Annotated in this window: 24 protein-coding genes; 14 read left to right on the top strand and 10 right to left on the bottom strand. The window is 69.8% G+C overall.

Annotation, left to right across the window (positions count from 1 at the left end; genetic code table 11):
- Positions 1-6 precede the first annotated feature (6 nt).
- Together GA0070561_RS00700 and GA0070561_RS00705 are read left to right on the top strand one after the other, a co-directional pair.
- Positions 7-1,005 carry an ABC transporter ATP-binding protein gene (locus GA0070561_RS00700; RefSeq protein ID WP_091393340.1) on the top strand — a complete coding sequence of 333 codons (999 nt, stop codon included), beginning with the start codon at positions 7-9 and terminating at the stop codon, positions 1,003-1,005.
- Positions 1,002-2,015, top strand: coding sequence for an ABC transporter permease subunit (locus tag GA0070561_RS00705; RefSeq protein WP_091393343.1), 1,014 nt, complete (start codon positions 1,002-1,004; stop codon positions 2,013-2,015). Before GA0070561_RS00700 ends, GA0070561_RS00705 begins: the two co-directional genes overlap by 4 nt.
- A gap of 127 nt (positions 2,016-2,142) precedes the next feature.
- Here the strand turns inward: GA0070561_RS00705 and GA0070561_RS00710 are convergent, their stop codons facing one another.
- Positions 2,143-3,318: an ROK family transcriptional regulator gene (locus GA0070561_RS00710; protein WP_091393347.1), complete on the bottom strand. Its 1,176-nt coding sequence runs from the start codon at positions 3,316-3,318 to the stop codon at positions 2,143-2,145.
- A 170-nt stretch (positions 3,319-3,488) separates the two neighbouring features.
- Here GA0070561_RS00710 and GA0070561_RS00715 point away from each other — a divergent pair, with 170 nt between their 5' ends.
- From GA0070561_RS00715 to GA0070561_RS00730, 4 genes are all read left to right on the top strand, one after another.
- The gene (locus tag GA0070561_RS00715; RefSeq protein WP_091393350.1) at positions 3,489-4,943 is read left to right on the top strand and encodes a glycoside hydrolase family 3 N-terminal domain-containing protein; all 1,455 of its coding nucleotides are present in this window, start codon (positions 3,489-3,491) and stop codon (positions 4,941-4,943) included.
- 134 nt (positions 4,944-5,077) lie between these two features.
- A complete protein-coding gene (locus GA0070561_RS00720) occupies positions 5,078-5,647 on the top strand; it encodes a hypothetical protein (protein ID WP_244166013.1) in 570 nt (189 codons plus the stop codon).
- Positions 5,644-6,138, top strand: a complete 495-nt coding sequence (locus tag GA0070561_RS00725; protein WP_091393356.1) for a thiol-disulfide oxidoreductase DCC family protein — start codon at positions 5,644-5,646, stop codon at positions 6,136-6,138. Before GA0070561_RS00720 ends, GA0070561_RS00725 begins: the two co-directional genes overlap by 4 nt.
- Positions 6,101-6,799 carry a TetR family transcriptional regulator gene (locus tag GA0070561_RS00730; protein WP_091393359.1) on the top strand — a complete coding sequence of 233 codons (699 nt, stop codon included), beginning with the start codon at positions 6,101-6,103 and terminating at the stop codon, positions 6,797-6,799. Before GA0070561_RS00725 ends, GA0070561_RS00730 begins: the two co-directional genes overlap by 38 nt.
- Positions 6,800-7,020: 221 nt before the next feature.
- On the opposite strand, the gene GA0070561_RS00735 is transcribed toward GA0070561_RS00730, so the two are convergent.
- Complete coding sequence (locus tag GA0070561_RS00735; RefSeq protein ID WP_091397104.1) at positions 7,021-7,683, bottom strand: GNAT family N-acetyltransferase; 663 nt, start codon at positions 7,681-7,683, stop codon at positions 7,021-7,023.
- Positions 7,684-7,852: 169 nt separating this feature from the next.
- Between GA0070561_RS00735 and GA0070561_RS00740 the strand changes: the two genes are divergently transcribed.
- Positions 7,853-8,047 (top strand): hypothetical protein, encoded by a 195-nt coding sequence (locus GA0070561_RS00740; protein WP_091393362.1) that lies wholly within the window; start codon positions 7,853-7,855, stop codon positions 8,045-8,047.
- A 144-nt stretch (positions 8,048-8,191) separates the two neighbouring features.
- A complete protein-coding gene (locus GA0070561_RS00745; RefSeq protein WP_091393365.1) occupies positions 8,192-8,710 on the top strand; it encodes a hypothetical protein in 519 nt (172 codons plus the stop codon).
- A 10-nt stretch (positions 8,711-8,720) separates the two neighbouring features.
- Here the strand turns inward: GA0070561_RS00745 and GA0070561_RS00750 are convergent, their stop codons facing one another.
- Positions 8,721-9,449 carry a Clp protease N-terminal domain-containing protein gene (locus GA0070561_RS00750; protein WP_091393369.1) on the bottom strand — a complete coding sequence of 243 codons (729 nt, stop codon included), beginning with the start codon at positions 9,447-9,449 and terminating at the stop codon, positions 8,721-8,723.
- Between the two features lie 61 nt (positions 9,450-9,510).
- Complete coding sequence (locus tag GA0070561_RS00755; protein ID WP_091393372.1) at positions 9,511-10,521, bottom strand: glycosyltransferase; 1,011 nt, start codon at positions 10,519-10,521, stop codon at positions 9,511-9,513.
- 123 nt (positions 10,522-10,644) lie between these two features.
- On the opposite strand from GA0070561_RS00755, the gene GA0070561_RS00760 reads away from it, so the two are divergent.
- A complete protein-coding gene (locus GA0070561_RS00760) occupies positions 10,645-11,460 on the top strand; it encodes a DUF72 domain-containing protein (RefSeq protein WP_208603696.1) in 816 nt (271 codons plus the stop codon).
- A gap of 9 nt (positions 11,461-11,469) precedes the next feature.
- Here the strand turns inward: GA0070561_RS00760 and GA0070561_RS00765 are convergent, their stop codons facing one another.
- A complete protein-coding gene (locus GA0070561_RS00765) occupies positions 11,470-13,299 on the bottom strand; it encodes a glycoside hydrolase family 15 protein (protein ID WP_091393379.1) in 1,830 nt (609 codons plus the stop codon).
- A gap of 165 nt (positions 13,300-13,464) precedes the next feature.
- Between GA0070561_RS00765 and GA0070561_RS00770 the strand changes: the two genes are divergently transcribed.
- Positions 13,465-13,890 carry a VOC family protein gene (locus GA0070561_RS00770; protein ID WP_091393382.1) on the top strand — a complete coding sequence of 142 codons (426 nt, stop codon included), beginning with the start codon at positions 13,465-13,467 and terminating at the stop codon, positions 13,888-13,890.
- 14 nt (positions 13,891-13,904) lie between these two features.
- On the opposite strand, the gene GA0070561_RS00775 is transcribed toward GA0070561_RS00770, so the two are convergent.
- The 3 genes from GA0070561_RS00775 to GA0070561_RS00785 form a co-directional block, all read right to left on the bottom strand.
- Positions 13,905-14,474: a hypothetical protein gene (locus GA0070561_RS00775; RefSeq protein WP_141710291.1), complete on the bottom strand. Its 570-nt coding sequence runs from the start codon at positions 14,472-14,474 to the stop codon at positions 13,905-13,907.
- The gene (locus GA0070561_RS00780) at positions 14,435-15,121 is read right to left on the bottom strand and encodes an FUSC family protein (RefSeq protein WP_091393388.1); all 687 of its coding nucleotides are present in this window, start codon (positions 15,119-15,121) and stop codon (positions 14,435-14,437) included. The genes GA0070561_RS00775 and GA0070561_RS00780 overlap by 40 nt, the downstream gene beginning before the upstream one ends.
- Positions 15,122-15,186: 65 nt before the next feature.
- Positions 15,187-15,483 carry a DUF6582 domain-containing protein gene (locus GA0070561_RS00785; protein ID WP_091393391.1) on the bottom strand — a complete coding sequence of 99 codons (297 nt, stop codon included), beginning with the start codon at positions 15,481-15,483 and terminating at the stop codon, positions 15,187-15,189.
- Positions 15,484-15,636: 153 nt separating this feature from the next.
- Here GA0070561_RS00785 and GA0070561_RS00790 point away from each other — a divergent pair, with 153 nt between their 5' ends.
- The gene (locus GA0070561_RS00790) at positions 15,637-15,939 is read left to right on the top strand and encodes an amphi-Trp domain-containing protein (RefSeq protein WP_167362316.1); all 303 of its coding nucleotides are present in this window, start codon (positions 15,637-15,639) and stop codon (positions 15,937-15,939) included.
- A 63-nt stretch (positions 15,940-16,002) separates the two neighbouring features.
- Here GA0070561_RS00790 and GA0070561_RS00795 read toward each other — a convergent pair whose 3' ends face one another.
- Entirely contained in the window at positions 16,003-18,678 is a 2,676-nt protein-coding gene (locus GA0070561_RS00795; RefSeq protein WP_244166014.1) for an RICIN domain-containing protein, read from the bottom strand.
- A gap of 776 nt (positions 18,679-19,454) precedes the next feature.
- Here GA0070561_RS00795 and GA0070561_RS00800 point away from each other — a divergent pair.
- Genes GA0070561_RS00800 through GA0070561_RS00810 form a run of 3 tightly spaced genes read left to right on the top strand, consistent with a single transcriptional unit; the run spans position 19,455 to position 22,968 of the window.
- Positions 19,455-20,057 (top strand): DUF4956 domain-containing protein, encoded by a 603-nt coding sequence (locus GA0070561_RS00800; RefSeq protein WP_091393400.1) that lies wholly within the window; start codon positions 19,455-19,457, stop codon positions 20,055-20,057.
- Positions 20,054-20,875: a polyphosphate polymerase domain-containing protein gene (locus GA0070561_RS00805; protein ID WP_091393404.1), complete on the top strand. Its 822-nt coding sequence runs from the start codon at positions 20,054-20,056 to the stop codon at positions 20,873-20,875. Before GA0070561_RS00800 ends, GA0070561_RS00805 begins: the two co-directional genes overlap by 4 nt.
- Positions 20,872-22,968: a CotH kinase family protein gene (locus GA0070561_RS00810; RefSeq protein WP_091397107.1), complete on the top strand. Its 2,097-nt coding sequence runs from the start codon at positions 20,872-20,874 to the stop codon at positions 22,966-22,968. Before GA0070561_RS00805 ends, GA0070561_RS00810 begins: the two co-directional genes overlap by 4 nt.
- 50 nt (positions 22,969-23,018) lie before the next feature.
- Here GA0070561_RS00810 and GA0070561_RS00815 read toward each other — a convergent pair whose 3' ends face one another.
- Entirely contained in the window at positions 23,019-26,003 is a 2,985-nt protein-coding gene (locus GA0070561_RS00815) for a glycoside hydrolase family 3 protein (RefSeq protein ID WP_091393408.1), read from the bottom strand.
- Between the last annotated feature and the right edge of the window lie 239 nt (positions 26,004-26,242).

The raw sequence follows: 26,242 nt of genomic DNA on the forward strand, positions 1-26,242 counted from the left end.
GCGCGGATGAGCGCGGTCATCGAGATCGAGGGTCTGCGCAAGACCTTCCGCAGCCTGCGCAGCGGCCGACGGGTGGCGGTGGACGGGTTCGACCTGCTGGTCGAGGCGGGCCAGGTCCACGGCTTCCTGGGCCCCAACGGCTCGGGCAAGACCACCACCCTGCGTGCGCTGCTCGGGCTGGTACGCGCCGACAGCGGCCGGATGACAGTGCTCGGCGAACCGTCGCCGGAGCTGCTGCCCCGGGTGGCGGGCCAGGTGGGCGCCATCGTGGAGAGCCCGCAGTTCTTCGGCAACTTCACCGGCTACCGGACGCTGCGGTTGTTGGCCCGCGCCGGCGGTGTGCCGGTCTCGCGGGTGGACGAGGTGCTGGAGCTGGTGGGCCTGCACGACCGGGGCGATGAGCGGGTGAAGGGCTACTCGCTGGGCATGAAGCAGCGTCTGGCGGTGGCGTCCGCGCTGTTGAAGGACCCGCGGTTGCTCATCCTGGACGAGCCGGCGAACGGGCTGGACCCGGCGGGCATCCGGGAGATGCGGGACCTGATGCGGTCGCTTGCGGCCAACGGGGTGACAGTGCTGGTGTCCAGTCACATCCTGGGCGAGATCCAGCTGATCTGCGACCACGTCACGATCATCTCTCGGGGGCGACGGGTCGCGACCGGTCGGGTGGACGAGGTGCTGGCGGGCCACGACCGGCACGAGTTCCTCGTCCGGGTGGCCGAGCCGGAGCGGGCCGTCGACTTGCTGCACGCGGCCGAGCTGACGGCGGTCGTGGACGGCGGAGCGTTGGTGGTGAGCGGGGTGAGCGACCCGACGGTGGTCAGCCGGGTGCTCGGTGAGCAGGGTCTGTGGGTGGGCGAGCTGACGCCGCTGCGGCCGGATCTGGAGAGTGTCTTCCTGGAGCTGACCGGCGCGTACGAGCATTCGTCGGTGCCCCGCCAGGTCGGCGACTCGTCGCTGCCGCAGGGCGAAGCTGTGATCGACCTCGATCGGGGAGTGGACGCGTGAACCTGGTGCGTGCCGAGTTGGAGCGACTGTCCGCGCGTCGCTTCGTGCAGCTCATGGTGGTCCTGTTGGTGTTGGCGTTCGCGGTCACGGCGGCAACCACCCTTGCTGGCTCCCACAAGCCGAGCGTCAGTGAGCTGAACTCGGCGCGGCAGCAGGCCACCGAGGCGCGGCAGAGCATGGAGGCCACGTTCCGGGAGTGCCTGGCCCGCCAGGGCGGCGCGCTTCCGACGGAGGACGGCGGAATGTACCTCCCCGCCGACTGCTCCGAGATCGACCCGGTCCTGCAGGATCGGCTGCCGATCGCCGCCGACTTCCTACCGGGTGTGTTCACCTTCGCCGAGCAGGCACAACCACTGCTGTACTTCCTCATCGCGTTCCTGGTGCTGTTCGGGTTCCTGGTCGGCGCCTCCTACATCGGCGCGGACCTGACCTCGGGCGGCGTGGTGAACCTGCTGCTCTGGCGACCGCGCCGGGTGACGGTGCTCGCGGCCAAGTTGGGCACCCTGCTCGGGACGGTGCTGGTGCTGGCCCTGCTGGCGTCGGTGGCCTACCTCGCCACGTTCTGGGTGATCGGGCAGGCCGCCGGGTTGCCGGGCCGGCTGGACGGTGACTTCTGGCGGTCGCTCGGCGCGGTGCACGGCCGTGGCCTGGTGCTGGTGCTGCTGGCCTCCGCGCTGGGCTTCGCGATCGCCACGCTGGGTCGGCACACGTCGGCGGCGCTCGGCGCGTTCGCCGCGTACGCGGTGGTCTGGGAGTTGGGCGCCCGGCTGGTCCTGGAGATCGTGGACGCGCGGAAGTCGGACCTGTTCATGCTCTCCAGCCACATCGGGGCGTGGCTCAACGGCGGTGCGCGCTTCTACGACGAACGGCTCTGCGCGGGCGGCCCCGGCCTCAACTGCGATTCGTTCTACACGATCACCTGGGGGTCGTCGCTGCTGGTGCTGCTCGTGCTCGCTGGCGGGCTGACCGCTGCGGCATTTGCCGTGTTCCGTCGCCGCGACCTGATCTGAGGCTTTCACCGGGCCGCCCATCCTCTGCTGGGCGGCCCGGTGGGCCGAGCCCGACCAGCAGGCGGCAAGAGCTTGCACCCTGCGGACGCGCGGTGAAATATTCCTTCACATGACCGCCGCAGCGGGCTCAGCCGACGGTGGAGCCGAACACCTCGTCGCGTACGGCGTCCAGCGCGGTGCGCAGCGCGCCCTGCAGGATCGGCTCCTCGGTCAGCCCGGTCGGCACCACTCGCGGCTGGACCAGCGTGATCGCCGCGACCTCCTGCTGCACCCGGTCGGCGAGCGCCGCGCCTCCGGCCTGGCCGACCTCGCCGGCGAGCACGACCAGCGGTGGGTCCAGCACCACGCAGGTGCTGGCCACGCCGAGCGCGAGCCGACGGGCCAGTTCGTCGAGCATCGGGCCGCCGTCGGCGCCGGCCGCGACGGCCGCGCGGACCGCCTCGGCGGCGTCGGCGTCCGGGTAGCCGTGCTCGCGGGCCACCGCGCGCACCGAGTCCGCACCGATCAGCTGCTGGAAGGCCGGCTTGGCGCGACGGGAGACGTCGCGCGGGATGGGCGCGCCGGGCACCGGCAGGTAGCCGATCTCGCCGGCGGCACCGCTGCTGCCGTGGTGCAACCTCCCGCCCAGCATGATCGCCAGGCCGACGCCGGCGCCCACCCAGACCAGCACGAAGTCCGACAGCCCCTGCGCTGCGCCGGACTGCGCCTCGGCCACCGCGGCCAGGTTGACGTCGTTCTCGAAGACCACCGGCGTGTGCAGGTCGTCCCGCAACGCGGCGAGCAGACCGCTGTGCCAGCGCGGCAGGTTGAAGGCGAAGGTGATGTCGCCGGTGCCGGGGTCGACCAGGCCCGGTGTGCCGAGCACGATCCGTCGTACGCTGCTCAGCTGCGCCTGGGCGCTGCTCGCCGCCTGCACGACGGCGTTGTGCACCACGCCCACCGGGTCGTCGGTGTCCCGGGTCGACTGCTCCACCCGGCCGATGACCGCACCGGTGATGTCGGCGCAGGCAGCCACCACCCGGTCCGGCCCGACGTCCACGCCGACCACGTGCGCGCTGCCCGGGCGGACGGCGTAGAGCTGGGCGTTCGGCCCTCGCCCGCCGGCCTGCTCGCCGACCCGCGCGACGAGGCCGCGCTCCTCCAGCCGCTCGACCAGTTGCGAGGCGGTGACCTTCGACAGGCCGGTCAGCTCGCCGAGTCGAGCTCGGGTCAGCGGGCCGCGTTCGAGGAGCAGCTCCAGCGCGGCACGGTCGTTGAGCGCCCGCAACAGACGGGGGGTGCCGGGCAGCCGGGTCGCACTCATGACACGTCCTCTAGTTTTAGTAAACTTTGCTAACTGTAAACCGACCTGCGAACGGGTAGCCGTAGCGTAACGGCCACTCGACGGTGGGACGCTCCGCCGAGTCGGCAGGGCCAGGACCACCACCGGTACGACGTCTCGTACTCGCGGGGGCACCGAAGGGGGAAGATCACGTGGGGTTGGATCCAGGACTGCGCCGGCTGGCGCTGGGCACGCTGCTGGCCGCGTACCCGGGACCGGTCCCGCCGGACTGGGCGGTTGACCTGCTGGCCGACGGGCTGGCCGGGCACACCCTGTTCGGCACCAACGTGCACGACCCCGCCCAGGTGGCGGCGAGCACCGCCGCGCTGCGCACCGGTCGGCCGGACGCGCTGATCGCCATCGACGAGGAGGGTGGCGACGTGACCCGGCTGGCGCACGCCACCGGCAGCCCGTACCCCGGCAACGCCGCCCTGGGTGCGATCGGCGACGTGGCCCTCACCCGACGGGTCTACCAGTCGATCGGCGCCGAACTGGCCGCGCTGGGCATCACCGTCAACCTCGCCCCCACTGTCGACGTCAACACCGCCGACGACAACCCGGTGATCGGCACCCGGTCCTTCGGCGCGGATCCGGTGCGGGTGGCCGCCCACTCGGCCGCCGCCGTGGCCGGTTTGCAGGCCGCCGGCGTGGCCGCCTGCGCCAAGCACTTCCCCGGGCACGGCGCCACAGTCACCGACTCCCACCACGAACTGCCCACGGTGGACGCTCCGCTGAGCCTGCTCCGCCAGCGGGACCTACCGCCCTTCGCGGCCATCGTCGCCGCCGGGGCGCGCGCCGTGATGACAGCGCACATCCGGGTGCCGGCGCTCACCGGCGCCGGCCCGGCCACCTTCAGCCGAGCCGTCCTGGTCGACCTGCTGCGCACCGAGTACGGCTTCACCGGCACCGTCATCACCGACGCGCTGGAGATGAAGGGTGCCGCGGTGGCCGCCGGCGGGGTCGGGCCGGCTGCGGTCCGGGCCCTGAGCGCGGGTGCCGACCTGCTCTGCATCGGCGCGAAGGTCGACGCCGAACTGGTCGAGCGGGTGGCCGCCGAGATCGTCGACGCGCTCGCCGACGGCCGGCTGGCGAGGGCGCGGGTCGAGGAGGCGGCCGGCCGCGCCGCCGATCTCGCCGCCTGGAGCCGGGCCGCCAGCGGGTCGCCGGCCACCGGCGACCCCGAGCTGGGGTACGCGGCGGCGCGTCGAGCGGTCCGGGTGGAGGGCCTGCTCACCGGCCTGGACCAGCCACTGGTGGTGCAACTGCACACCGAGTCGACGATCGCCGAGGGTCGGGTGCCGTGGGGCCTCGGTCCGCACCTGGACGGGGTGCCGGAGATCCGGGTGATCGCCGCCGAGACCGATCCGGCCACGCTGCGGGGATTGGCGGGCGACCGTCCCATCGTCCTGGTCGGACGGCACCTGCACCGGCTGCCCGGCGGCCCGGAGCTGATCGCCGACCTGGCGGCCCAGCACCCGGTGACAGTGGTGGAGATGGGCTGGCCGGCACAGTGGCGGCCCGCGGGCGTCCGCGCCTTTGTCACCACCTACGGCGCGAGCCACGCCAACGGTCGCGCGGCAGCCGAGGTGCTCGGCCTGGCCGGCTGAGCGACGGCGCCATCCGGCCGGGCCTCAGGCGCGGCCGGATGGCGCGCTCCAGCGCCGCCCCAGAGTGTCCACAGTCACTGGTCGCCCCTTATTGAACATGTTCAACATCGGTCCTAGTCTGATGACATCGGTAGTTGAACACGTTCAAGAAGGGCGTCCATATGGACATCAAGGTCTGGATGTACGTGATCTACCTCGCGGTCAGCGTCGGCCTGACCATCTGGGTGGCTCGAGCGCTGTCCCGCAACGGGCTGGTCTTCCTGGAGGAGGTGTTCGCCGAGAAACGACTCGCCCAAGCGGTCAACAGCCTCCTGGTGGTCGGCTTCTATCTGCTCAACCTCGGCTACGTCACTGTGGCGATGAAGCACTCCGACCCGGTCGGCTCAACCAGCCAGGCCATGGAGGAGCTGTCACTCAAGATCGGCTTGGTGCTGCTGGTGCTCGGCGCGCTGCACTTCTTCAACGTCTTCGCGCTCGGCCGCTACCGCCGGAACCGACTCCGCCAGCTCGCCACCCACCCCCCGCTCGCCCCGATCGGCCGACTCCCCATGCAATCCACCCCACCCGGATCGCAGCTGGTCGGCGCGTACCCGGGTGGACCACAGCCGACCGGCGCACACCCGGCCGGACCCCAGCCCGCTGGTCCGCGACCGGCCGGACCGCAACCGGGCGTCGGCCCGACGAACAACCCACCGACCCGATGACCATGCCCCCGGCCGATGGCGTCGGTCGGCTCCCGGATCCCACCGCTCACTCCGGCGGTGGGATCCGGGGGTTCACCGTCCTGTTCGACGCGGCCTGCCCACTCTGCCGCGCCGCCCGCCGCTGGTTGTCGTCCCGCGCCCAGCTCGTACCCCTGGAGTTCGTGCCGGCCGGGTCCGCCGAGGCCCGCCGGCGCTTCCCCGGCCTGGACCACGACGCGACGCTGCGCGACCTCACCGTGATCGCCGACACCGGCGAGGTGTACGCGGGCGACGGCGCCTGGTTCGCCTGCCTCTGGGCGCTGACCGACCATCGGTCCACGGCCGAGCGGCTGGCCCGACCGCACCTGCTGCCCCTCGCCCGGCAGACGGTGGCCGCCGCCTCGGCGATCCGGGAGCGGATCCGCGACCCGTGGGCCGAGCCGACCGACGAACCGGCGGGATACGGTGGCCCCGATGACCGAGCAGCCTGCGCAGACGACCACTGCGGGTGACCCTGCCACCGCCCGAGGCGAGCAGACCCGGCAGCTGATCCGGGACACCGCAATGCGGCTGTTCCGCGAGCGCGGCTACGCCCAGACCACCATGCGGGCGATCGCGCAGGAGGCCGGCGTGGCGGTCGGCAACGCCTACTACTACTTCGGATCCAAGGACCACCTGATTCAGGAGTTCTACGCCCAGTCCCAGGTCGAGCACCGGGCCGCCGCGCAGCCCGTGCTCGATCGGGAGGAGGCGTTCGGTCCCCGGCTCGCCGGAGTGCTGCACGCGGGGATCGACGTGTTGACGCCCTCACACGGATTCGCGGCGACCTTCTTCAAGACGGCGGCGGAGCCCACCTCCCCGCTGAGCCCCTTCTCCGCGGAGTCCTCCGGCCCCCGAGAGGCGGCCATCGACCTCTTCGGCGAGGTGTTGGCCGGCTCGACGGCCACTGTCGACGCCGAGCTGCGCCCACAGCTGCCCGAGCTGCTCTGGCTCGCGTACATGGGCGTGATCCTCTACTGGGTACACGACCGATCGCCGGGCCAGACCAAGACCCGCCAGCTCATCGACGGGGCCGTACCACTGATCGACCGGCTCGTGGCGCTGTCCCGGCTCCGGGTCCTGCGGCCGGTGACCCGACAGGTGCTCGACCTGATTCGCACGCTCCGTCACTGATCCGGCCGACACCTTCGGCCGGCGAAGCAGCAGGTCAAGTCCGCTTTTCGACACTCCGAACCGACAGCTTCAACCTTGCCCCGAGCCTGTTCGATACGTAGCGTGATCGACACGTAGCGGCACGCCGCCCGGCGGGGCCGCTACACCCGGAACCGGGGCCTGGGGGGAGGTTGCGGACCGTGGATCCGGCCCGGGATCCACGGTCCGCGCCCAATGCCCGCTCAGCGCGGATAGACCCCGTACGCGCGCCAGCCCCGGTCCGGAAAACCGGCCGCTTCGGCGACCCGGGCCGAGGCGTGATTGTCCCGCTCGTGCAGGTAGGTGGGGACCGCCCCCTCGTCGAGCACCCGCCGCGCCGCCTGGGCCACCAGTCGACGGGCCAGGCCGCGCCCCTGCGCGGTCGGCACGGTGCCGACGGCCAACTCGTGCCCGTACGCGTCGTGCCGCTTGATCCCGGCGCCGGCCAGATAGGCGCCGTCCGGGTCACGGACCACCAGCACCGGCCGGTCGAAGAGTCGCAGCCACGGCGGCAGCCCGGCGGCGGTCGGCTCGGTCCACTCCCCCACGTCGGGCAGCGGGGCGGGCGCCACGCTCCACCGGAAGGGGCCGTCGTGTACGCAGAATTCGGGCCGGCCGACGGCCTCCGGCAGCGCGGCGAGCAAGCGAGCCGGCGTACGGCGAACCAACGCGCGGACCGCCGCCACACGGTCCGGCGCCACGGAGAGCACGGCGCTCTGCCCGGTGTCCACGGCGAGCGCCGGGCGTAGCCGGCCATCCCAGGCCGGTTTGGCCCGCCGCTGCGAGGCGACCACGTGCAGCCCAGGCCCGGCCGGCCACTGGCCGAGCCAGGTGGCCAGGTGCAGGTGAAGTCGCCGGTCGAGCATGCGCACCTCCCCGTCACCCGACCCGTCGTCGATCACCGTACGCCGGACGGCAGGGCCGGGCGCAGGATACGTCAGGGCCGAGTGGGAAAGGGGTGCGGGAACCGGGCACGCGGATCGACCGTCATATGTATTTCCATATCTGGACACCTTTGTTTGGGACGGTGAACGCATGCCGATTCAGCCGAGCGACCACTACCAGCAGGACCCCGAGCGACTCTGGCACGCGGCGGAGGCCGTCGGAGGCAATCCGCCCCAGCCGCGCTACCGGAACCCTCGGACAATCGGCGGCGACTCCCTGTCGTGGGCCGGGCTGAACAAGCTGTCCGTCGGCAGCTCCAGTCGGCACCGTCTGAACACCCACTGAGGCACCACCGGTCGGTGGCACCGAAGGGCAGCCTCTGACGTTCGGGGCGACACACCCGAGGAGGTCCAGCGGCGGCTTTCGCACACCTGTCGGGTAATTTCTTGTGGTCCGCCATCCCGGCCTACGACAGGAGAAGCTCCGCGCATGGGCAAGAAGACGATCCACGTCTCCGACTTCACCGGCACGGTTCTGCAGCAGGACGACGAGGTGGTCCGCGTCGTCGTGCTGGAGCACCCGGACCTGGTCGCCGGGCCCGTGCAGTTGGACGCCACCCCGGGCGAGGTGGAGAACATCGACGACGCCGCGCTGGACGTGGCGGTGGTGGAGATCCACGACCGGCACGGTGGCGGCGAGCCCCGCCGGGTGGTGCTGACCGCCAGCGAGTTCGACGCGATGGCCACCGACGTGCCGATGGCGCAGCTGTTGAAGACGGCCGAGCGGGTTCGCCCGCCCAAGGCCCGTAAGACCACCGAGAAGATCGACTACGGCACGCTGGAGCATGCCGGCAAGCCCCATCGGGGCCGGGTCACCGAGGAGGAGGCCCGCCTGGTGCGCGAGCAACTCGACGAGGTCAACAAGCGCCTCGCCGACGCGGGCGTACGCCAGATCGACCCGGCCGATCCGGAGCACGCCCTGCGTTACGGCTTTCCTGAGGTCTCCTGACCCCGGGTTCTCACTTCTTTCCGACGGCGGCGGCGAGGGCGGCGGCCAGGTCGCTCTCGACCGTCGCCTTGTCCAGGCCGAGGTTGGTGAGCACGCCGGCGCCGTCCTCCTGCTCCAGCAGGGCGAGCAGCATGTGCTCGGTGCCGATGTAGTTGTGACCGAGGCGCAGCGCCTCCCGGAAGGTCAACTCCAGCGCCTTCTTGCCGCGCGCGTCGTACGGGATGAGGTCCGGAACCTGCTCCGCCCGCGGTGGAACGACGGCAGCGACCGCCTCCCGCACCGCCTCGGGGGTGGCGCCGCGACCAGCCATCACCCTGGCGGCCAGCCCTTCCGGCTCGGCCAGCAGGCCCAGCACCAGGTGCTCGGGGCCGATTTCGGCGTTGCCGCTGGCGCGAGCCTCCTCCTGCGAGGCCATCACCACGTTGCGGGCGCGAGGGGTGAACCGGCCGAATCCGGCGTTGGGGTCGAGCGCGGCCGCGTCGGTCGCCTTCGGCACGAAGCGCTTCTGGGCGGCCTGCTTGCTGACCCCCATGCTGCGGCCGATGTCGGTCCAGGACGCGCCCGAGCGCCGGGCCTGGTCGACGAAGTGTCCGATGAGGTGATCGGCCACCTCGCCGAGGTGGTCGGCGGCGATGACCGCGTCGGTGAGTTGGTCGAGCGCGTCGGTGTGCGCCGTCTTGATCGCCTGGATCAGGTCGTCGAGCTTGACGGGGTTACCCATCTGGAGAGGATCTGTCATGCGTCAACCATAGGTTGACGCATCCGTCGCGTCAACCTTGAGTTGACGACTACAGCTCGGCTCAGGCGGCGTACTCCGGCAGGAGTCGAGCGACGGCCGCCGGCGAGGGCATGGCGGCGATCTCCTCGGCGACAGCGCGGGGCGCGTCGCGCTGCTCGACGTTGCCGCGCTGCGGCAGCAGGCGATGGGCCTGCTCGGCGATGGCGCTCGCGTCCACCTCGCCGGGAAGAAGCCGCACTGCGACACCGGCGGCGGCGAGGGTGTCGGCGTTGGCGAACTGGTCGGCGCCCTGCGGCAGCAGCAACTGCGGTACGCCAGCCGCGAGCGCGCCGAGGGTGGTGCCGCTACCTGCGTGGTGCACCACCAGGTCGACGAGCGGCAGCAGCTCCGCCTGCGACACCCACGGATGCACGCTGACGTGGTCAGGGATCTCGCCCAGTTGTTCCAGGGGCACCCGGCCCGCCGCGACCACCACCTCGGCGTCCAGCGCCGCCAGGCCGGCGATGGCGGTGCGCAGCAGCTCCGGCGTGCCGAACGCGGTGCCGAGGGTCAGATAGATCAACGGTCGGGACGTTCGACGGCTCACCCGTTCGGGCAGCGGGGCCGGTGTGGAGAAGGCCACCGGTCGCAGCTCGATCCGACGTTCGGTGGCGAGGAAGTCCTTGTCCTGCAGCGAGGGCGGCCAGATGTCCAGGTGCGGCCGGCCGACGACCTCGGCGTTCCTGGTGGGCAGTTCCAGGCCGATACCCTCGGGATACATCCGGCCGAACCCGTGCCACAGGCCCGGGATCCCGGTCCGGTGAGCCGCCACTGCTGCCCCCGGCAGCCCCCACTCGTGCACCACCAGGTCGGGCCGCAGCCGCGCCAGCTCCGGTGCGAGATCCTCGGCGTACACCTCGTAGAAGGCGTCGCCGGGCCGGAACGGCCGCAGGCCGTGCGCGGCGAGCGGCGCGTGCACCTCCGGACCGGCGGCGAAGTGGACCTCGTGCCCGGCCTCCCGGGCGGCGATCGCCAGCGGGATCAGCGGATAGGTGTGACCAACGGACGCAAGACTGGCGAACAGCACGCGCATGGCGTCGGACCCTACCTGCCGCACCGTGGGCCCGGCGTGTTCGGCGGCCCGTATACGGTGGGCTCCGGTCGAACGCGGTCACCGGCGGGAAGGGCGGTCATGCGTCTGCACGTGGGGTGCGCGATGTGGAGTCACCGGTCGTGGCCGGGCCACCGGCTGCCGCCCACCGAGCGCCTGCGGCACTACTCCAGTTGGTGCGACGCCGTGGAGGGCAACACCACGTTCTACGCGACCCCGGCCCGGGACACCGTGGCCTCGTGGGCCGCCCAGACGGATCCCGAGTTCCGGTTCGTCCTCAAACTTCCCAAGGTCATCACGCACGAACGCCGGCTCACCAACGTCGACGAACCGCTGCGCGTCTTTCTGGACGCCATCGAACCGCTCGGCCCGCGCGCCCACGCCCTCTGGATCCAGCTGCCCGGCTCGTTCGCGCCCGCCGACGTCCCGGCCCTGGGCCGTTTCCTGGAGCAGCTTCCGCGGTCCCACCGGTACGCGGTGGAGGTCCGCCACCCCGCGTTCTTCACCGACGCCCGCGCGGCCCGACTGCTCGGGGCGACCCTCGCCGCCGTCCGCGCCGAGTGGATCCCCTTCGACACGACCGCCTTCTTCACGAGCCCGCCGACCAGCGACGCGGAGCGGGACGCCTGGACCAAGAAGCCGCGCCTGCCGCTCCGGTCCCTCGCGCTGACCGACCGACCCATCGTCCGCTACCTCGGTCGCGACGACCCGACGCGCACTGTCGAGGGCTGGCAGCGCTGGGTCGACGTGACAGTCACCTGGCTCCGCGAAGGGCGCTCGCCGACGGTGTTCATCCACACCCCGGATAACGCCGACGCGCCGGCACTCGCCCGCCGGTTCCACGACGAGGTACGGGCACGCGTACCCGGGCTCGACGCGTTGCCCGAGCCGATCCCGGTCGAGCCGCTGACGCTGTTCTGACCCGACGGGTCAGCGCTGCTGGTCGAGCAGGTCGTCGAGGTGAGTCGCTGTGCTGATCAACGACAGGTGACTGAAGGCCTGCGGGAAGTTGCCGATCTGCTCACCGGTCGGCGCGATTTCCTCGGAGTAAAGGCCGAGCGGGTTGCTGAAGGTGAGCATCTTCTCGAAGGTCAACCGCGCGTCGTCGATCCGGCCGGCCTGGGCGAGGGCCTGCACGTACCAGAAGGTGCACATGCTGAAGGTGCCCTCGGTGCCGGCGAGGCCGTCCGGCGAGGCGTTCGGGTCGTAGCGGTAGACGAGGCTGTCGGAGACCAACTCGGCGTCGATTGCCCGCAGTGTCGACTCCCACATCGGGTCCATCGGCGAGATGAAGCCGAGCCCGGGCATGGCAAGCAGCGAGGCGTCCAGGATGTCTGTGCGGTAGTGCTGCACGAAAGCTTGACGCCCCGGGTGGAAGCCACGCTTCATGACCTGCTCGTAGATGGTGTTGCGTTCGGTCGTCCAACGGGTGGTGTCACCGGGGCGCCCACGGCGCTGCGCGAGGCGGATGGCGCGGTCCAGCGCCACCCAGGACATCATCCGTCCGTACGTGAAGTCCTGCCGCCCGGACCGGGTCTCCCAGATGCCGTCCTCGGGCTGGTCCCAGTGCTCGCAGAGCCAGTCCATCAGCTCTGCCGTCTTCCGCCACCCTTCGTACGGCGCGATCAGGCCATTCCGGTCGGCGAGTTCCAGGGAGTTGAGCGCCTCGCCGTGAATGTCGAGTTGCAGTTGGCCCGACGCGCCGTTGCCAATGCGCACCGGTGCCGACCCGCGGTATCCCTCCAGATGGCTGAGCACTTCCTCGGGCAGGTCCGGTGAGCCGTCGATCCGGTACATGATCTGGAGGGGCAGATCGGGGTCCCGTGCGTCCCGGATGCGCGCGTCGAGCCAGAGCAGATACTTCTCGGCCTCGTCGGTGAAGCCCAGGCGGAGCAGCGCGTGCACGGAGAAGGACGCGTCCCGGATCCAGGTGTAGCGGTAGTCCCAATTCCGCTGCCCGCCGATCTGCTCGGGCAGCCCCGCGGTGGGCGCGGCGACCAGGGCGCCGGTCGGCGCGTACGTCATCAGCTTGAGAGTCATCGCCGACCGCTCGACCGCCTCCCTCCAACGGCCCCGATAGCGGGAACGGTCCACCCACCGCCGCCAGAAGTCGCGGGTTTCGGCGAGCAGTTCGCACGCCTCCTCGGTGCTGAGTGCTCGGGGCGCGTGCGGGCAGGCCGTCTCCAGGACCACTCCGCCGATGTCACCCGCGTGCAGCGTGAACCGAGCCGATACGCCCTGCGCGTCGCGGTGGATGGCCCCCGCGTCGATCAGCCCTTTCGCATCCTTGAAGAGCGTGAGGGTGAAGTTCAGTGTCTGGCTCCGGAAGACGTCGCCCTCGGGGTGCACCTCAAGCTCGAACGGATCGCGTCCGTAGTTGAACCGGGGCTGACAGACGAAGCGGAACGGCATGCTGCCCCGGATCATGCGAACCAGCCGGATCAACCGGTGCCGGTTGGTGGCCCGTTCACCCGTGACGGGCATGAAGTCCAACAATTCGCCCACGCCGTCGGCACTGTGAAAGCGGGTGATGAGGATCGGCGTACCGGGCAGGTAGAGCTGCTTGCTCGTGTAGTCGACGCCGTCGGGCGAGAGCTGGAAGTGGCCGCCGTTGCGGCGGTCCAGCAGCGCGCCGAAGACGCTCGGCGAGTCGAAGCGGGGCGCGCAGAACCAGTCGACCGTACCGTCCGTGCTGATCAGCGCCGCGGTCTGTAGATCACCGATCAGACCGTGGTCCTCGACTGCCGGGTAGCTGTCCACGCCATCCCCCGCCACTCGTACTGGCAATGGCGGCGACTACCCGGGCACCGACGAAAGATGCGGCCCCGGGCTCGACACCGCCGAGACCGGCAACTCATTGCGGAAGCAAACCTTCCGCAATCGTCGATAGCGTCGACACCAACGACATCGACGAGAGGACACCTGATGAGCCTGCGAGGATTCGCCACCCTGAACATCTGGGCGGACGACGTGACAGCCGCCACGGCCTGGTACGCGGACTTTCTTGGCATCGAGGCGTACTTCATGCGCCCTGGCCCCGACGGACGCCCGGCCTACACCGAGTTCCGCATCGGGGACTATCAGGCCGAGCTGGGCATCATCGACCGCAGGTATGCACCGGCCGGCGCGGCGGCCGGGCCCGGCGGCGCGATCATGCACTGGTGCGTCGACGACCTCGACGCGACCGTCGAGCGGCTGCTGGCGTTGGGCGCCACTGAGTACCAGCCGATCACTCCGCACGGGGACGAGGGGTTCATCACCGCAGCGGTGGTCGACCCGTTCGGCAACGTGCTGGGGGTCATGAGGAACCCGCACTACCTCGACGTCCTCGCGTCGCTGAAGGCGACCTGACGGGTGAACGGGGTTCAGTCCCACTCGTCCCGACCCGACGTCTGGCGCACCAGCGCTGCCGCCTCGTCGGTGTCCAACCCACTGGCGATGAGCAGGTCCTGGGCGGCCGTGCGGAATTCACCCGCGGCGATCATCCCCGAGTAGCCCAACCGGTGGGCGTGCGGACGGGTGGGATCCGGCGCGGGCTGCCCCTGCGCCTCTTCGACCAGCTTGAGAGCGGTCAGGATCTGCTGGCGCGCCTCCCGCGGGTCCGCCCGCTCGGGAGTGGTGGTGCGTCTCAGCGTATGCATGCTGGTGGCCAGCAGCTCGATGGCTGCTGCGAACTCCTCCGGTATCGGCTCATCCTCCCGGAGAGCCTTGGCCAGTCTCCGCGCAACGGCCCGACAGCCGTAGAGGCTCCGCTCAAGATGTTTGACGGCCCGGGTGTAGCGGGCCAGCAACCGACGTTGGTGCCACCGTAGCGGCGCCAGTCGCACCACCTCCTGGGCAGCCTCGACCCCTTCGTCCAGCGCGGTCACCCGCGACCCGAGGATCCGCAGGCCGGTCAGACTCTGCTCGGTGGTGTCAAGGTCCCGACGACGCAACGCCCCGCCCAGCTGTGCAGGGCGGCGATAGCCGGGTCGAGGACCGGTTCGGCCAGCCGCTGCACCGTCCGTTGCGGGTGGATGGGCACCACCAGCAGACCGACCGCCAACCCGACCAGTCCGCCGACCGCGGCATCGACGAAGCGAGGAACGGACAGGTCACGCACTGGCGGTTCCAGGGTGGCGATGAGCACCGCGGTGCCACCGGCCTGGGTGAGCAGGGAGCCACCGCCCTTGAGCAGGATGGCGACGATGATCGCCAGTACGACGACCAGGCCGGTCTGCCAGGGTCCGATGCCGAACAGCGGCATGACCGCGTCGCCGACGGCGAGCCCGAGGACGACCCCGACCAGCAGCTCGATGGTGCGCCGCAGGCGTGTGCCCATCGAGGCGGCCACGATGCCGACAGCTGTGGTGGGCGCGAGGACCGGGGAGGGATTGTCCAGGAACTGGGCCCCCACGAACCAGGCGATCGTCGCCGCGACGCCGGCCTGCACGGCGAGCAGCCCGTAGAGGCGGAACCGCCAGGCGCGGGAGCGCAACCCGTGCCGCACCGGATTGGGCAGGCTGGCCCAGGTTCGACCGGCCCGGGACACCCCGTGCGGGGGCGGGTCGTCGTCAGCTGCCGGCTCCTGTTTGGCGGGCATCCACGCCGCTTACCCAGCGGATACGAACCTATCCGGCGAGCGAGCCGAATCGTGCGGACGCCCCGTCAGTGGGCGGGGTTCGGTGTGTGCGGGAGTTTGCCGAGTTGGCGCCAGTTCGTCTCGGCGACGTCGACACCGTAGTGCTTGGCGGCGGCGAGGATGTTCTGGAAGGCCAGGTCCCGGTCCTTGTCGGTGACGCCCTGCACCTGATCGAACCGGGCGACGGCGTTGCGGACGTGGCTGGCGTCGGTCATCGGTTCCTTGCGTTTGCCGGGAAACGCGAAGACGGTCTCCGGCAGCTCGCGCTTGTCCTTGTCCGACAGGCCACCGTGCTTCTCGTGGGGCTTCCAGGTGGATTTCATCGCCCAGCATTACCCGCACGCTGCCCGGCAGCACCTCCGATGCCGACATTTTCCCGACCACCGCCACCGGCAAGATCCATATCATGCCGACACCTCTGGTCGAGGCCGAAGCCCTGCACACGCCGTCCTCTGTGGAGTGCGAGCATGGCCGGCATGGATATCTATGAGGACTCCCGTACGGTGTCACGCTCCGACCTGGCCGCCTGGCTGCGCCAACTGGCGAACCAGCTGGAGTCTGACGGGCGGCTCTTCTACGGCGCGGCGGGCGCGGTGACTGTCGCGGACACCGTGCGGTGCGAGCTGGAGATCGAGCGGGAGAACGAGACGGAGGTGTCCGTCGAGATCGAGTTCTCCTGGACCGAGCCCGCGCGCGTCAAGGTGGCGGACGAGGAGCAGCCCTCGAAGGACGACGAGGCCGCCGAGCCGACCGACGCCACCCCGCACGCCGCCTCCTAGCTACGGGTATCAGAAGTAGCCGGGGCCAGGCCCGTGTCGGCCTGGCCCCGGGGTCTGGTCGGGTCAGCTACGCAGCGTCCACCGCTGGTTCGTGCCGCCGTTGCAGGACCAGAGGATGAGCTTGGTGCCGTTGGCCGTGGCGGCGCCGTTGGCATCGAGGCAGAGCCCCGACTGGGCGTTCGTCACGGTGCCGTTGGTGTTGACGTTCCACTGCTGGTTGAGCCCACCGTGGCAGTCCCAGATGATGACCGCGGTGCCGTTGGCAGTGCCCGCCCCGGAGGCGTCCAGGCACTTGTTGCCGTACACGGTCAGCTGCTTGCTGGCGGTGTGGGTCCACCGCTGGTTGGTGCCGGTGGAGCAGTCCCAGAGCTGGGTCTGAGTGCCGTTGGTGGTCGAGGAGTTGGGCACCTCGACACAACGGCCGGACTGGCCACCCACGAGTTGTCCGCTTCCCGTACCGCTGCCGCCGCCCTGCTGCTGCCGGACGATCGAAGTCGACTCGGCCGACCGGTTGCCCTGTGCGTCGACGACGTAGAGCCGGTACTCGCCCTGAGTGGCCGGCACGGCGATGGACGTGGCGGTGCCGGCGGCCCTGGTCATCGTCGCCCCGGCGGTGAAGGTGGTCGTGCCGTACGGAGCCAACCAGACCGACCTGGTGGCGTCGCCGATGCTCCGGATCGGGATCGACGCGGTGGCACTGGTGACGAAGGTGCTGGCCGGCAGCACGTAGTTCGGCGCGGAGAAGTTGCTCGCCGGAATGATGTCCCGGTACGCGTCCTCAAGGCCGGAATTCGCGGCGATGCCGTACGCCACCGCCGGCCAGACATAGTCGGATGAGACGAGGATGTCGCCGACCGTGCTGTTCGGCAGATTCTTGTTCGAGACCTTGTTGATCGGGCCGTAGATCTGCGTGATGCTCAGATCGTGTTTCCGCCCGAAGTCGTCCGAGTTGATCATCCAGGTGACGTTCTTGTCGATACTCAGGACGTTGTCGCGGAAGGTGATGAAGGCCGAGCCCTCATCCGGGTGCAGTCCGTACTTGTGGCCCGACGGAACGCCCTGGAGGTAGTTGTTGGTAATGGTGGTGCCGGGCTGGCTCCCGAGCGTGTAAATGGGAGCCGTGTCGCTCAGGCGTTGCACCGTGTCGATGATGTGGTTGTAGCTGATGGTGTTGTTTCTTGCCGTGGTGGTCGGCCGGTTCGGCACGATCGAGCCCGACGATCCGTCGAAGTTCCACCAGCCCCAGCCGAGCGTGATGCCCGACCACGGGGTCTTCTCGATCCGGTTGCGCTGGATGGTGAGGGTGTCGGCGAAGTACGCGGAGATGGGGCTGTGCCCGTTGAACAGGACCGCGCTGTCGTAGAGGTAGTTGTTCTTGATGTCGATGTTCTTCGGTAGCCCCTCGACCGACGCGGAGTACTTCTCGCGGTTGGTCGACGTGCCATCCCCGATGTAGACGTGCTGCGGATGGCCCACGAGGATCGCGGACCCGGCAACGTCGTTGGTGTGGTTGCCGATCAACTGGGTGCCCTGCACGTCGTTGACCATGCTGATCCCGTCGGCACCGGTGTGTTGGATCCGGTTGCGTTGCAGGAGGATCCCGTCGGCGTTCTGCACCTGGACGATGCCGGGAACCACGTCGACGTTGCGGTAGTGATAGACGTGGAAGTTCCCCTTGGCATACACGTTCGCGCTGAGGTTGCCCTGCTGCGCCTGCTTGAAGGACGATCCTGCGACGTTGACCAGGTTCCAGTCGGAGTGCTGCACCGTCAGGCCGGAGAACGTGATGTTGCGCGCGTGGCTGCTCGTCGAGGTGCCGGCCACCCGCAACACGGTGGTCACGTTGTTCGGCGCGTAGACCGTCGCGGTCGACATGTTCTCGGCACTGGCCTTGTAGTAGTAGAGCGTCCGACTGGTCTTGTCGAAGTAGAACTCGCCGGGGGCGTCCAGGAACTCGTAGGCGTTCATCACCTTGTGGGTTCCACCAACCTGGGCGTTGCCGTTGAACGCGCCCTGCGCGATGGCCGCACCCGGTTGCTGGAAGAGGGCCACCCGGTTGGCGCCGTCGGAACTCGTGGTCACCTGGCGGACGCCCACGATGGCCGTGGTCCAGGTCGTTCCGGTCTCGATCTCGATGTCGTCCTGGTTGTTGGCGACGGCCGGGAAATCGTTCAGGCTGTATTTTGCGCCGTCGCACTGCGAGCCCGACTCCCAGGCCCACGAGGCCTGGTTGGCCGTGATGTTGTACGTCCCGTAACAGCCCGCCGAGCTGATCGTCTTCGACGCCATGAACGCGCGCTTGTCATTGACGTAGAGCGCCCGCAGCTTGTTGGCGCGGTCGAGCGGCGCCTTCCAGATGTTGCCGCTGTGCTGGCTCCATCCGGTCACCTGGACGCCGCCGTCGAGGACCGGCTTCTCATTGGCGTAGGCCGCGTAGCTGATCCGGAATCCGTTGGTACCGGAGTCGCTCGACCCGAATTCGACAGTGCTGCTCACCGGATAGGTTCCACCACGGAGGTAGACGTTCACGTCGCCGGTCATGTTCGTGTTCACCGTACGGACGACGTCCCGGGCACGTTGCAGAGTCCGGAATGGCGACTGCAGGGTGCCCGCATTGGCGTCGTTACCGTCCGGGGCGACATAGTAGGTCGCCTGGACCGCGGCCGAGGCCGGTAGTTGGTTTGTCAGCACTGCCGGCAGTGTGGCGGCGACAAGCGCCGCCACCGCCAACACTGACATTCGAGCGGTGGATATGGCTGACTTCACGTCTGTTCCTCTCACTGGTCGTCGATGTGGTGCCCAAAGTGCGTATCGAGCGACGAGTACGGAACAGCGACGCCACTAAGGGCCGGCGGGGACTTCCGTCGCCCCGACCGCACTCTTTGTTAACCGCCCCGAAATTCTTACTGGGAGCGTAGGTCACACGTCTGACCAATGCAACCGGCAATTGGAGGGCGTCTATGCAGAAATGCCCTCGGACCGGGCAGATCAACCCTGCCGGCCGCGCACCCCTGCTTACGTCGTCCGACGAATCCGCAGCGACGACGCGGGGCTCGTCGTCGCTGCCGGCGACCGCCACGGATCCCCTTGCCTGATTCGTTTGCGGCATCAGCTCCATAGGCACCGAAGTCACTGAGCCCCGCCCACCCTGGCGGTCACCAGAGGCTCAGCGGCCACCCCGGGCCGGACCGACGATCATCCCGCCCCAGGACCCGGTTAATCGAGACGCCGTAACGCCGAAAGGCTCCGAAAGTTTCGGCGGCCTTACGGGCCGCGGCGGCACCCCGAGCCTGCCCACGTCAGGCGCCCCGCACCCTCGCCGGCCGGCCCAGGGACCTGGATGCGCACACGGATCACACATTGACTTGCGTTAATGTTCTGCTTACAGTCACCAACGAAATACCGAAAGTTTACCGAAAAGTAGCCCGGAGGTCCGGCCACCTTCCGCAGGTCGCCACGCAGCGACGGCGGCTGGCGTCGGTCCGCTCCGGCGTGAACCAGGAGGAACCCCAGCGATGTCGCAGCTCGTCCTGTTCGCGATCGACATCTGCGCGGTGGCGCTGCTCGTCTTCGGGCTCTACTTCCCCCGACACCGCCGGCGCGACCTGGTCGTCGCCTATCTGGGGGTCAACGTCGGCGTCCTCGCGGTGGCGAGCGCGCTGAGCGCCAGTGACGTCGGGGCCGGGCTCGGGCTGGGGCTGGCGCTGTTCGGAGTGCTCTCCATCATCCGACTCCGGTCGACGGAGCTCGACCAGCACGAGGTCGCGTACTACTTCTCCGCTCTCGCACTGGGCATTCTCGGCGCACTCAGCACCACCTCGGTCTGGCTCAGCGGCGGCCTGATGGCACTCATCGTCGCGGTGATGTTCGTCGGCGATCACCGACGGCTGCTCCGGCACTACCGGCACCAGATCATGGTGCTCGACTCCGCCGTCACCGATCACGTCGCTCTCGTCGCCCAGTTGGAGCAACTGCTCAACGCCCGGGTGCACAACGCCATCGTCCAGCGGCTCGACATGGTCAATGAGACCACCGTGGTCGACGTCCGATACTCGGTCGCCCGGCGCAGCGCGGCGGCCGGCACCAGCAAGTCGGTACGGGCCGGAGCGCTCCGATGAGCGCGCCACCGCTGGCGACGCTGGCGCCGATCGCACTCGCCGAGGTGGTCGACCGGGCGGCGCTGCAGTGCAGGGTGGACCGCAAGTACGTGATCGCGGTGGACGAGTTGCCCTATCTGCTGGACCAGCTCACCCCGTACGCCCGCGTGCTGGACATCGACGGTGAGCGCAGCTTCCGGTACGAGTCCGTGTACTTCGACACGCCCTGCCTGGCCAGTTACCACTGCGCCGCGTACCGGCGGCGCAGGCGCTTCAAGGTACGGACCCGGACCTACCTCGACTCCGCGCAGTGCTGGCTGGAAGTGAAGATCAGCGGCGCACGCGGACGGGTCACCAAACACCGACTGCCGTATCTCGCCGAGGACCGCCGCACCGTCCGGTCCGGGCGCGGGTTCGTCAACGATGTGCTCGACCGGGAGTCGATCCTGTCCAATCTCAGCGGCAGCCCGCTCGAGCCGGTGCTGGTCACCAGCTACCGTCGCTCCACTCTGCTGCTGCCCGCAACCGCGAGCCGGGTCACCATCGACACGGGGCTCACCTGGCAGGACGGTGACCGCACCCTGCGACTGCCCGGCATCGCCGTGGTCGAGACCAAGACCAGCTCGGCCCCTTCGCTGGTCGACCGCGCGCTGTGGCAGCGCGGGACCCGGCCCGTACGCATCTCGAAGTACGCCACCGGTCTCGCGGCTCTCCGCCTGGACCTTCCCGATGTGCCGTGGCGACGGACGCTACGCCGCCACTTCCGCGCCGACCCGTCCTCGGCGCTCCTGGAGTTGCCCGTTCCCACCCGATCAGAACAGGAGGCATCGTGCGCATGACCACCCGCAACACCGGTCTTCCGGTGGCGGCCCTTCGTGCCGCCGGGATCGCCGCCACCGCCGTGTTCGTCGCAGGCCTCCTCGTGGTGTCTTCGCCACCGGCCGGCGCCGAACCCGTCGCCGCTGCCCAGGCCGCTCAACCGGTCACCGAACTCCTCGCCGGCACACCGGCCGCCGATGCCGCCGCCGCACCGGCCGCGGCAGACGACCTCGTCGGCGACATCACCTTCTCGGTGCCCAGCGGCACCTTCCAGGGCGAGGTGGCGGTGACGCTGAGCAGCACCGTCAGCGGTGCCCAGATCCGCTACACCACCAACGGGCAGCCGCCCACCGCCCAGTCGTCGCTCTATTCCGGCTCGGCGCTGCGCTTCACCCGCACCACCCAGTTGCGGGCGCAGGCGTTCGTCGGACAGACGCCGACGGGTGCGCCCGGCACCGCCATGTACGCCGCTCAGAACGTCACCACCGCACATGACCTGCCGGTGGTACTGATCGACTCGTACGGTGCCGGCCGGCCAGCCCGTGAGTACTTCGACGCCACCACCATGATCTTCGAACCGACGGGCGGCGGCACCACATCGTTGGCGGCCGCCCCGACGCTCAGCACCCGAGCCGGATTCCGGCTGCGCGGCAACTCGTCGGCGACGTTCGAGAAGACGCCGTTCCGCGTCGAGTTCTGGGACAACGAGGACGACGACGCCGACTACCCGGTGCTGGGCATGCCCGCCGACTCCGACTGGGTGTTGCGCGGCCCGTTCCCCGACAAGGCGCTGATCCGTGAGGCGCTCGTCTACGACCTCGGACGCGAGATGGGGCTGCCCGCCCCGCGCTACGCGTTCGCCGAGTTCTACCTCAACACGGACTCCGCACCGGTGGGTGCCAGTGACTACATGGGCGTCTACATGTTCATGGAGACGATCAAGAACTCCAAGGACCGCCTCGACCTCAAGCAGTTGGACTCCGACGACGTGACCCTGCCGAAGATCCAGGGCGGGTACATCTGGAAATTCGAGTGGATGGCAGCCGAGGAGCCGACGTTGCCGTGCACCGGGCCGGCGGCCACCTGCTGGAACTACCTTGAGGTAGCCGACCCGTCGCCCCTGCAACCACAGCAACGGGACTGGCTGCGCGGTCACCTCCAGGAGTTCAACGACGTGCTGCACTCGTCGAACTTCGCCGACCCGACCACCGGATACCGCAAGTACATCGACGTCGACTCCTTCATCGACCTCATGATCGTCAACGAGCTGAGCCGGGAGATGGACGCCTACGTCCGCAGCTCGCACTTCTACAAGGACCGGGACAGCAAGATCTTCGCGGGTCCGCTGTGGGACTTCGACCTCAGCTTCGGCGTCGGTGGATTCTTCGCCAACGACCAGGTGTCGGGCTGGCAGCACCAGCAGACCCGGCAGCCGTCGGCCAACGACTGGTTCGCCCAGTTGCTGCGCGACCCGGCGTTCGTCAACCAGGCCCGATCGCGCTGGCAGACGCTGCGACGGGGCCTGCTCTCCGACGCCGCGCTCCAGACCCGGATCAATGCTCTCGCGACCCCGCTGACCAACGCGGCCCAGCGCAACTTCCAACGCTGGCCCATTCTGACGGCACCGACGGTCAGCTTCTTCCGCACCCCGACCTCGCCCACCTGGCAGGGGCAGGTCCAGGTCATGCGGGACTGGATGCTGCGACGCGCCGCCTGGCTGGACTCCACAGCCGGCTGGGGTGGTTCCGTCACCACGCCACCGTCCACCACGCCACCGCCCACCACCCCGCCGCCCACCACCCCACCGCCGGCGGCCGGCTGCACCGCGACGTACGCGGTGACCAGCCAGTGGACCGGCGGCTTCCAGGGCGAGGTACGGGTCACCGCGGGAACCTCGGCGATCAGCAACTGGACCGTGACGTGGACCTTCGCGGGTGGCCAGAGCGTCGCCCAGGCCTGGAACGCGACAGTCACGAGCCAGGGGTCGGCGGTCACCGCCCGCAACGTCGCCTACAACGGGGCACTGGGCGCCGGCGCGAGCACCGCGTTCGGGTTCCTCGGCTCGTCGAGCGGCACGCCCAGTACACCGGCGCTGACCTGCACGGCGAGCTGACCAACCAACGGCCCGGGCCGGGTCGACGATCGACCCGGCCCGGGCTCCGGTCATCTGATGGAGAATTCCGCCAACCGCAGCGGGGAGTCGAACACCAGGTACACGTTGCGGGTGCCGACGGCCCGGGCCAACTCGGTGCTGGTGCTGACGTACCGGTAGTCGTCGCCTGTGCTGGGCACGGTGGCCGTGCCGAGCAGCCGGCCGGTGGGCGACCCCATCCGGATCTGGATCGTGCCGACGCCCGCACCGGCCTTGGCGACCTTCGCGGTGAAGGTGCGCGCGTCGGCTCTCAGCGCGGAACCGTCGAAGGAGATCCACTGACCGGCGGCGGTGGCACCGACCGCCGTACCGCTGGGTTTCGTCTCGTCGACGAGCCGGACGCCCGCGTACCGGTCGAAGGTCTCCGCCCTGGTGGGCCGGGACAGGTCGCGGGCCAGGATGGTCTCACCGCGGACCCGGACCGCGGCGCGGGCCCGGATGTCCTCGACGGACGCCCCGACCATCAGGTCGTGGACGGACGACTCGACGACCCACCGACTGCGGGTGACGTCCCAGTGCGCCAGGTCGGCCGCGGGCAGGCGCAAGGTCACCGTACGGGTCTGCCCGGGCGCGAGTTTCACCTGCTGGAACGCCTTGAGCTGGCGGATCGGGGTGGTGTCCCGCGAGGTGCGCTGGTGGGTGTAGAGCTGAACGACCTCGGTCCCCGCCCGGCTGCCGACGTTTGTCACGTCCACACTGGCCGTGATGGTGCCGTCGGCCGCGACCGACTGTGCACCGGCACGCAGCTGGCCGTACCGGAAGCGGGTGTACGACAGCCCGTGGCCGAACGGGTAGAGCGGCTTGGCGCGGCTGTACAGGTAGGTCTGCCCGGACGAGATGATGTCGTACTCCAGCAGGTCCGGCGGTAGTTGGGAGTCCGAGCGGTACCAGGTCTGGGTGAGCCGGCCGGACGGGTTGCGGTCGCCGAAGAGGACGTCGGCGACGGCGTGACCGGTCTCCGCGCCCGCGTGGGTGGTCCAGACGATGGCCGGTACGTGCTCCTGCTCCCATCGGATGGTGACCGGGTAGCTGGTCTGGAGCACGAGGACGGTCCGCGGGTTGGCAGTGGCCACGGCCTTGACCAGCGCTTCCTGGCCGGCGCTCAGCGCCGTTGAGGTCCGGTCGTGCGCCTCGCGGCCGTTGATGAACGGGTTGCTGCCGACCACCAGCACGGCGGTGTCGGCCGCCTTGGCTGCCGCCACGGCCCGGTCGATTCCGCTGCTGATCAGCTCGCGACTGAAGTGGGTCGCGGCGGCCGGGGTCGATGCGCCGAGCTTGAGGGCGCCGTCGTCACCGATGGTCACGTACGTGTCGGCGCCGAACCAGCTCTCCTTGGTCTCGTAGCCGACGTAGCGCAGCACCACTGTTCCGTCGGCCTGCGGCTCCAGCTTGAACTGCTGCTGGACGTACCAACCGTTCGGCTGCTCGTCGCGGGTGAGGAACGGCCCCCAGTTGTAGCCGAGGTAGCGGCCGTTGGCGGCGTTGCGCAGCGTCACCACATCCTGCCCCCAGTCGACCACGTCGAACTGGGCGACGAGCGCCGGGGTAGCGCCGGTCCCGAGGACGCGGTCGGCGTCGGTGGTGCCGGTGGCCGAGACATAACGGCCGGTCGACACGTCCTTCAGCGCGATCCGGTCCGCCCCGTCGAGCCCGCTCACACTGGCCGAGCTGCCCAGCCGTTCGCGGATGCCGCCGAGCGCCGTCACCTGGTACGGCAGGTCGCCGCCGTACCAGTCCGAGTAGAGGGTGTCGGCCAGCGGGCCGAGCACCGCCACCTTGCGGGTCCGGGCCGGGTCCAGCGGTAGCGCCTGCCGCTCGTTCTTCAGCAGCACCATCGCCTCGCCGGCGGCCTGCCGGGCCAGTCGCTGGTGTTCGGGGCTGTTGATGACGTCCGGGGTGATGGCGCCGTACCGGCCGCCGCCCGGGTCGAACTCACCCAACCGGAACCGGACGTTCAGGATCTCGCGGATCCGGGCGTCGATGTCCGCCTCGGTGAGCAGGCCGGTGGCGAGGGCCTGCTTGATGGCGGTGATGGTGGGCTGCGCGTTGGTGTCGTCGGTGATGAAGCTGTTGAGGCCGGCCTTGATGATCGCGGCGTTCCCCTCGGCCTGGGTGGGGTAGTACCCCTGCGAGGCGACGAGGTTGTTCGGCGCCCAGGCGTCGGTGACGTTCATCAGCGGCTGGTCGGTCCAGTCGCGTACCACGGTCGCCAGGTCCGGATCCACAGTGGCCGGACGGCCGTTGACCAGGTTGTACGCGGCCATCATCCCGGTCGCCGCGTCGGCCGCGATGGCCGGTTTGAAGGCGGCGCGGTCGTACTCGTTGAGCACCCGAGGCGGCACGTTCGAGGAGGTCACGTCGCGTCGGACCTCGTTGTTGTAGGCCAGGTAGTGCTTGAGGGTCGGCGCGCTCTTCAGGTGGTCGGGGTCACCGCCGGTCATTCCCGAGCCGTACGCGGTGGAGATCTCGGCGGTGAGCAGCGGGTCCTCGGAGTAGCCCTCCTCGTTGCGGCCCCACCGGGGGTCGCGCAGCAGGTTGACCACCGGCGCCCAGAGGTTGAGCCCCCAGACCCGGGGGTTCTGCGCGTGGTAGCCGCGCGCCTCGTCGCCGACGGCCGATCCGACCTGCCGGATCAGGTCGGTGTTCCAGGTGCTCGCCATGCCCACCGGCTGTGGGAAGACGGTGCCGCGAGCCTTGACCACCGCGCCGTTGTTGTCGATGTCGGTGGACCAGGCCACCCCGTGCAGCGCCTCGGTGCCGGTCTTGAACAGGCCGATGCCCAGCCGGGGAATGGCCGGCTGGTACTGGTGCAGCCAGGAGATCTTCTCGTCCTGGGTGAGCCGGCCGAGCAGGTCGTCGACCCGGACGTTCACGGGCAGGTCGGGATCTCGGAACGGGTAGGTGGGTTCGGCGAGCGCGGTGCCGGGAACGGCCGGTAGGGCTAGCAGGGCGAGCGCGAGCGCGGTGATTCCGCGCCGAAGGCGCCAGTTCCGCATGCGGTTCTCCTCATGTCGTACGACAGACGCCCAGCGGGGCGCCGAGACCGGCGTGACCAGGCTCGACACCCGGCTGACGGGCCTGAACGACGAATCGTCGAAGCGCTTCGACGACCCGGCCGCGTCACCACGGCCATGATTGTTGTGATCCGCGAACTATAGATGCACGCCTATGACAAGGCAATGCCGGCTCGCCCCTCGACGCCGACGCCCACGGTGCTTCTCACGTCGGAAGCTGG

Origin of the sequence: Micromonospora saelicesensis (assembly GCF_900091575.1) — a bacterium.
Taxonomy (GTDB): domain Bacteria; phylum Actinomycetota; class Actinomycetes; order Mycobacteriales; family Micromonosporaceae; genus Micromonospora; species Micromonospora saelicesensis.

Bases quoted from the DNA above. Each gene is read 5' to 3' on its own strand.
- GA0070561_RS00700 (WP_091393340.1), top strand. From the start codon at position 7: ATGAGCGCGGTCATCGAGATCGAGGGTCTGCGCAAGACCTTCCGCAGC.
- GA0070561_RS00745 (WP_091393365.1), top strand. From the start codon at position 8,192: ATGGGCAAGAAGACGATCCACGTCTCCGACTTCACCGGCACGGTTCTG.
- GA0070561_RS00725 (WP_091393356.1), top strand. From the start codon at position 5,644: ATGACCATGCCCCCGGCCGATGGCGTCGGTCGGCTCCCGGATCCCACC.
- GA0070561_RS00810 (WP_091397107.1), top strand. From the start codon at position 20,872: ATGACCACCCGCAACACCGGTCTTCCGGTGGCGGCCCTTCGTGCCGCC.
- GA0070561_RS00740 (WP_091393362.1), top strand. From the start codon at position 7,853: ATGCCGATTCAGCCGAGCGACCACTACCAGCAGGACCCCGAGCGACTC.
- GA0070561_RS00795 (WP_244166014.1), bottom strand. From the start codon at position 18,678: ATGTCAGTGTTGGCGGTGGCGGCGCTTGTCGCCGCCACACTGCCGGCA.
- GA0070561_RS00785 (WP_091393391.1), bottom strand. From the start codon at position 15,483: ATGAAATCCACCTGGAAGCCCCACGAGAAGCACGGTGGCCTGTCGGAC.
- GA0070561_RS00735 (WP_091397104.1), bottom strand. From the start codon at position 7,683: ATGCTCGACCGGCGACTTCACCTGCACCTGGCCACCTGGCTCGGCCAG.
- GA0070561_RS00755 (WP_091393372.1), bottom strand. From the start codon at position 10,521: ATGCGCGTGCTGTTCGCCAGTCTTGCGTCCGTTGGTCACACCTATCCG.
- GA0070561_RS00780 (WP_091393388.1), bottom strand. From the start codon at position 15,121: ATGCCCGCCAAACAGGAGCCGGCAGCTGACGACGACCCGCCCCCGCAC.
- GA0070561_RS00760 (WP_208603696.1), top strand. From the start codon at position 10,645: ATGTGGAGTCACCGGTCGTGGCCGGGCCACCGGCTGCCGCCCACCGAG.
- GA0070561_RS00815 (WP_091393408.1), bottom strand. From the start codon at position 26,003: ATGCGGAACTGGCGCCTTCGGCGCGGAATCACCGCGCTCGCGCTCGCC.
- GA0070561_RS00710 (WP_091393347.1), bottom strand. From the start codon at position 3,318: ATGAGTGCGACCCGGCTGCCCGGCACCCCCCGTCTGTTGCGGGCGCTC.
- GA0070561_RS00805 (WP_091393404.1), top strand. From the start codon at position 20,054: ATGAGCGCGCCACCGCTGGCGACGCTGGCGCCGATCGCACTCGCCGAG.
- GA0070561_RS00750 (WP_091393369.1), bottom strand. From the start codon at position 9,449: ATGACAGATCCTCTCCAGATGGGTAACCCCGTCAAGCTCGACGACCTG.
- GA0070561_RS00730 (WP_091393359.1), top strand. From the start codon at position 6,101: ATGACCGAGCAGCCTGCGCAGACGACCACTGCGGGTGACCCTGCCACC.
- GA0070561_RS00790 (WP_167362316.1), top strand. From the start codon at position 15,637: ATGGATATCTATGAGGACTCCCGTACGGTGTCACGCTCCGACCTGGCC.
- GA0070561_RS00800 (WP_091393400.1), top strand. From the start codon at position 19,455: ATGTCGCAGCTCGTCCTGTTCGCGATCGACATCTGCGCGGTGGCGCTG.
- GA0070561_RS00770 (WP_091393382.1), top strand. From the start codon at position 13,465: ATGAGCCTGCGAGGATTCGCCACCCTGAACATCTGGGCGGACGACGTG.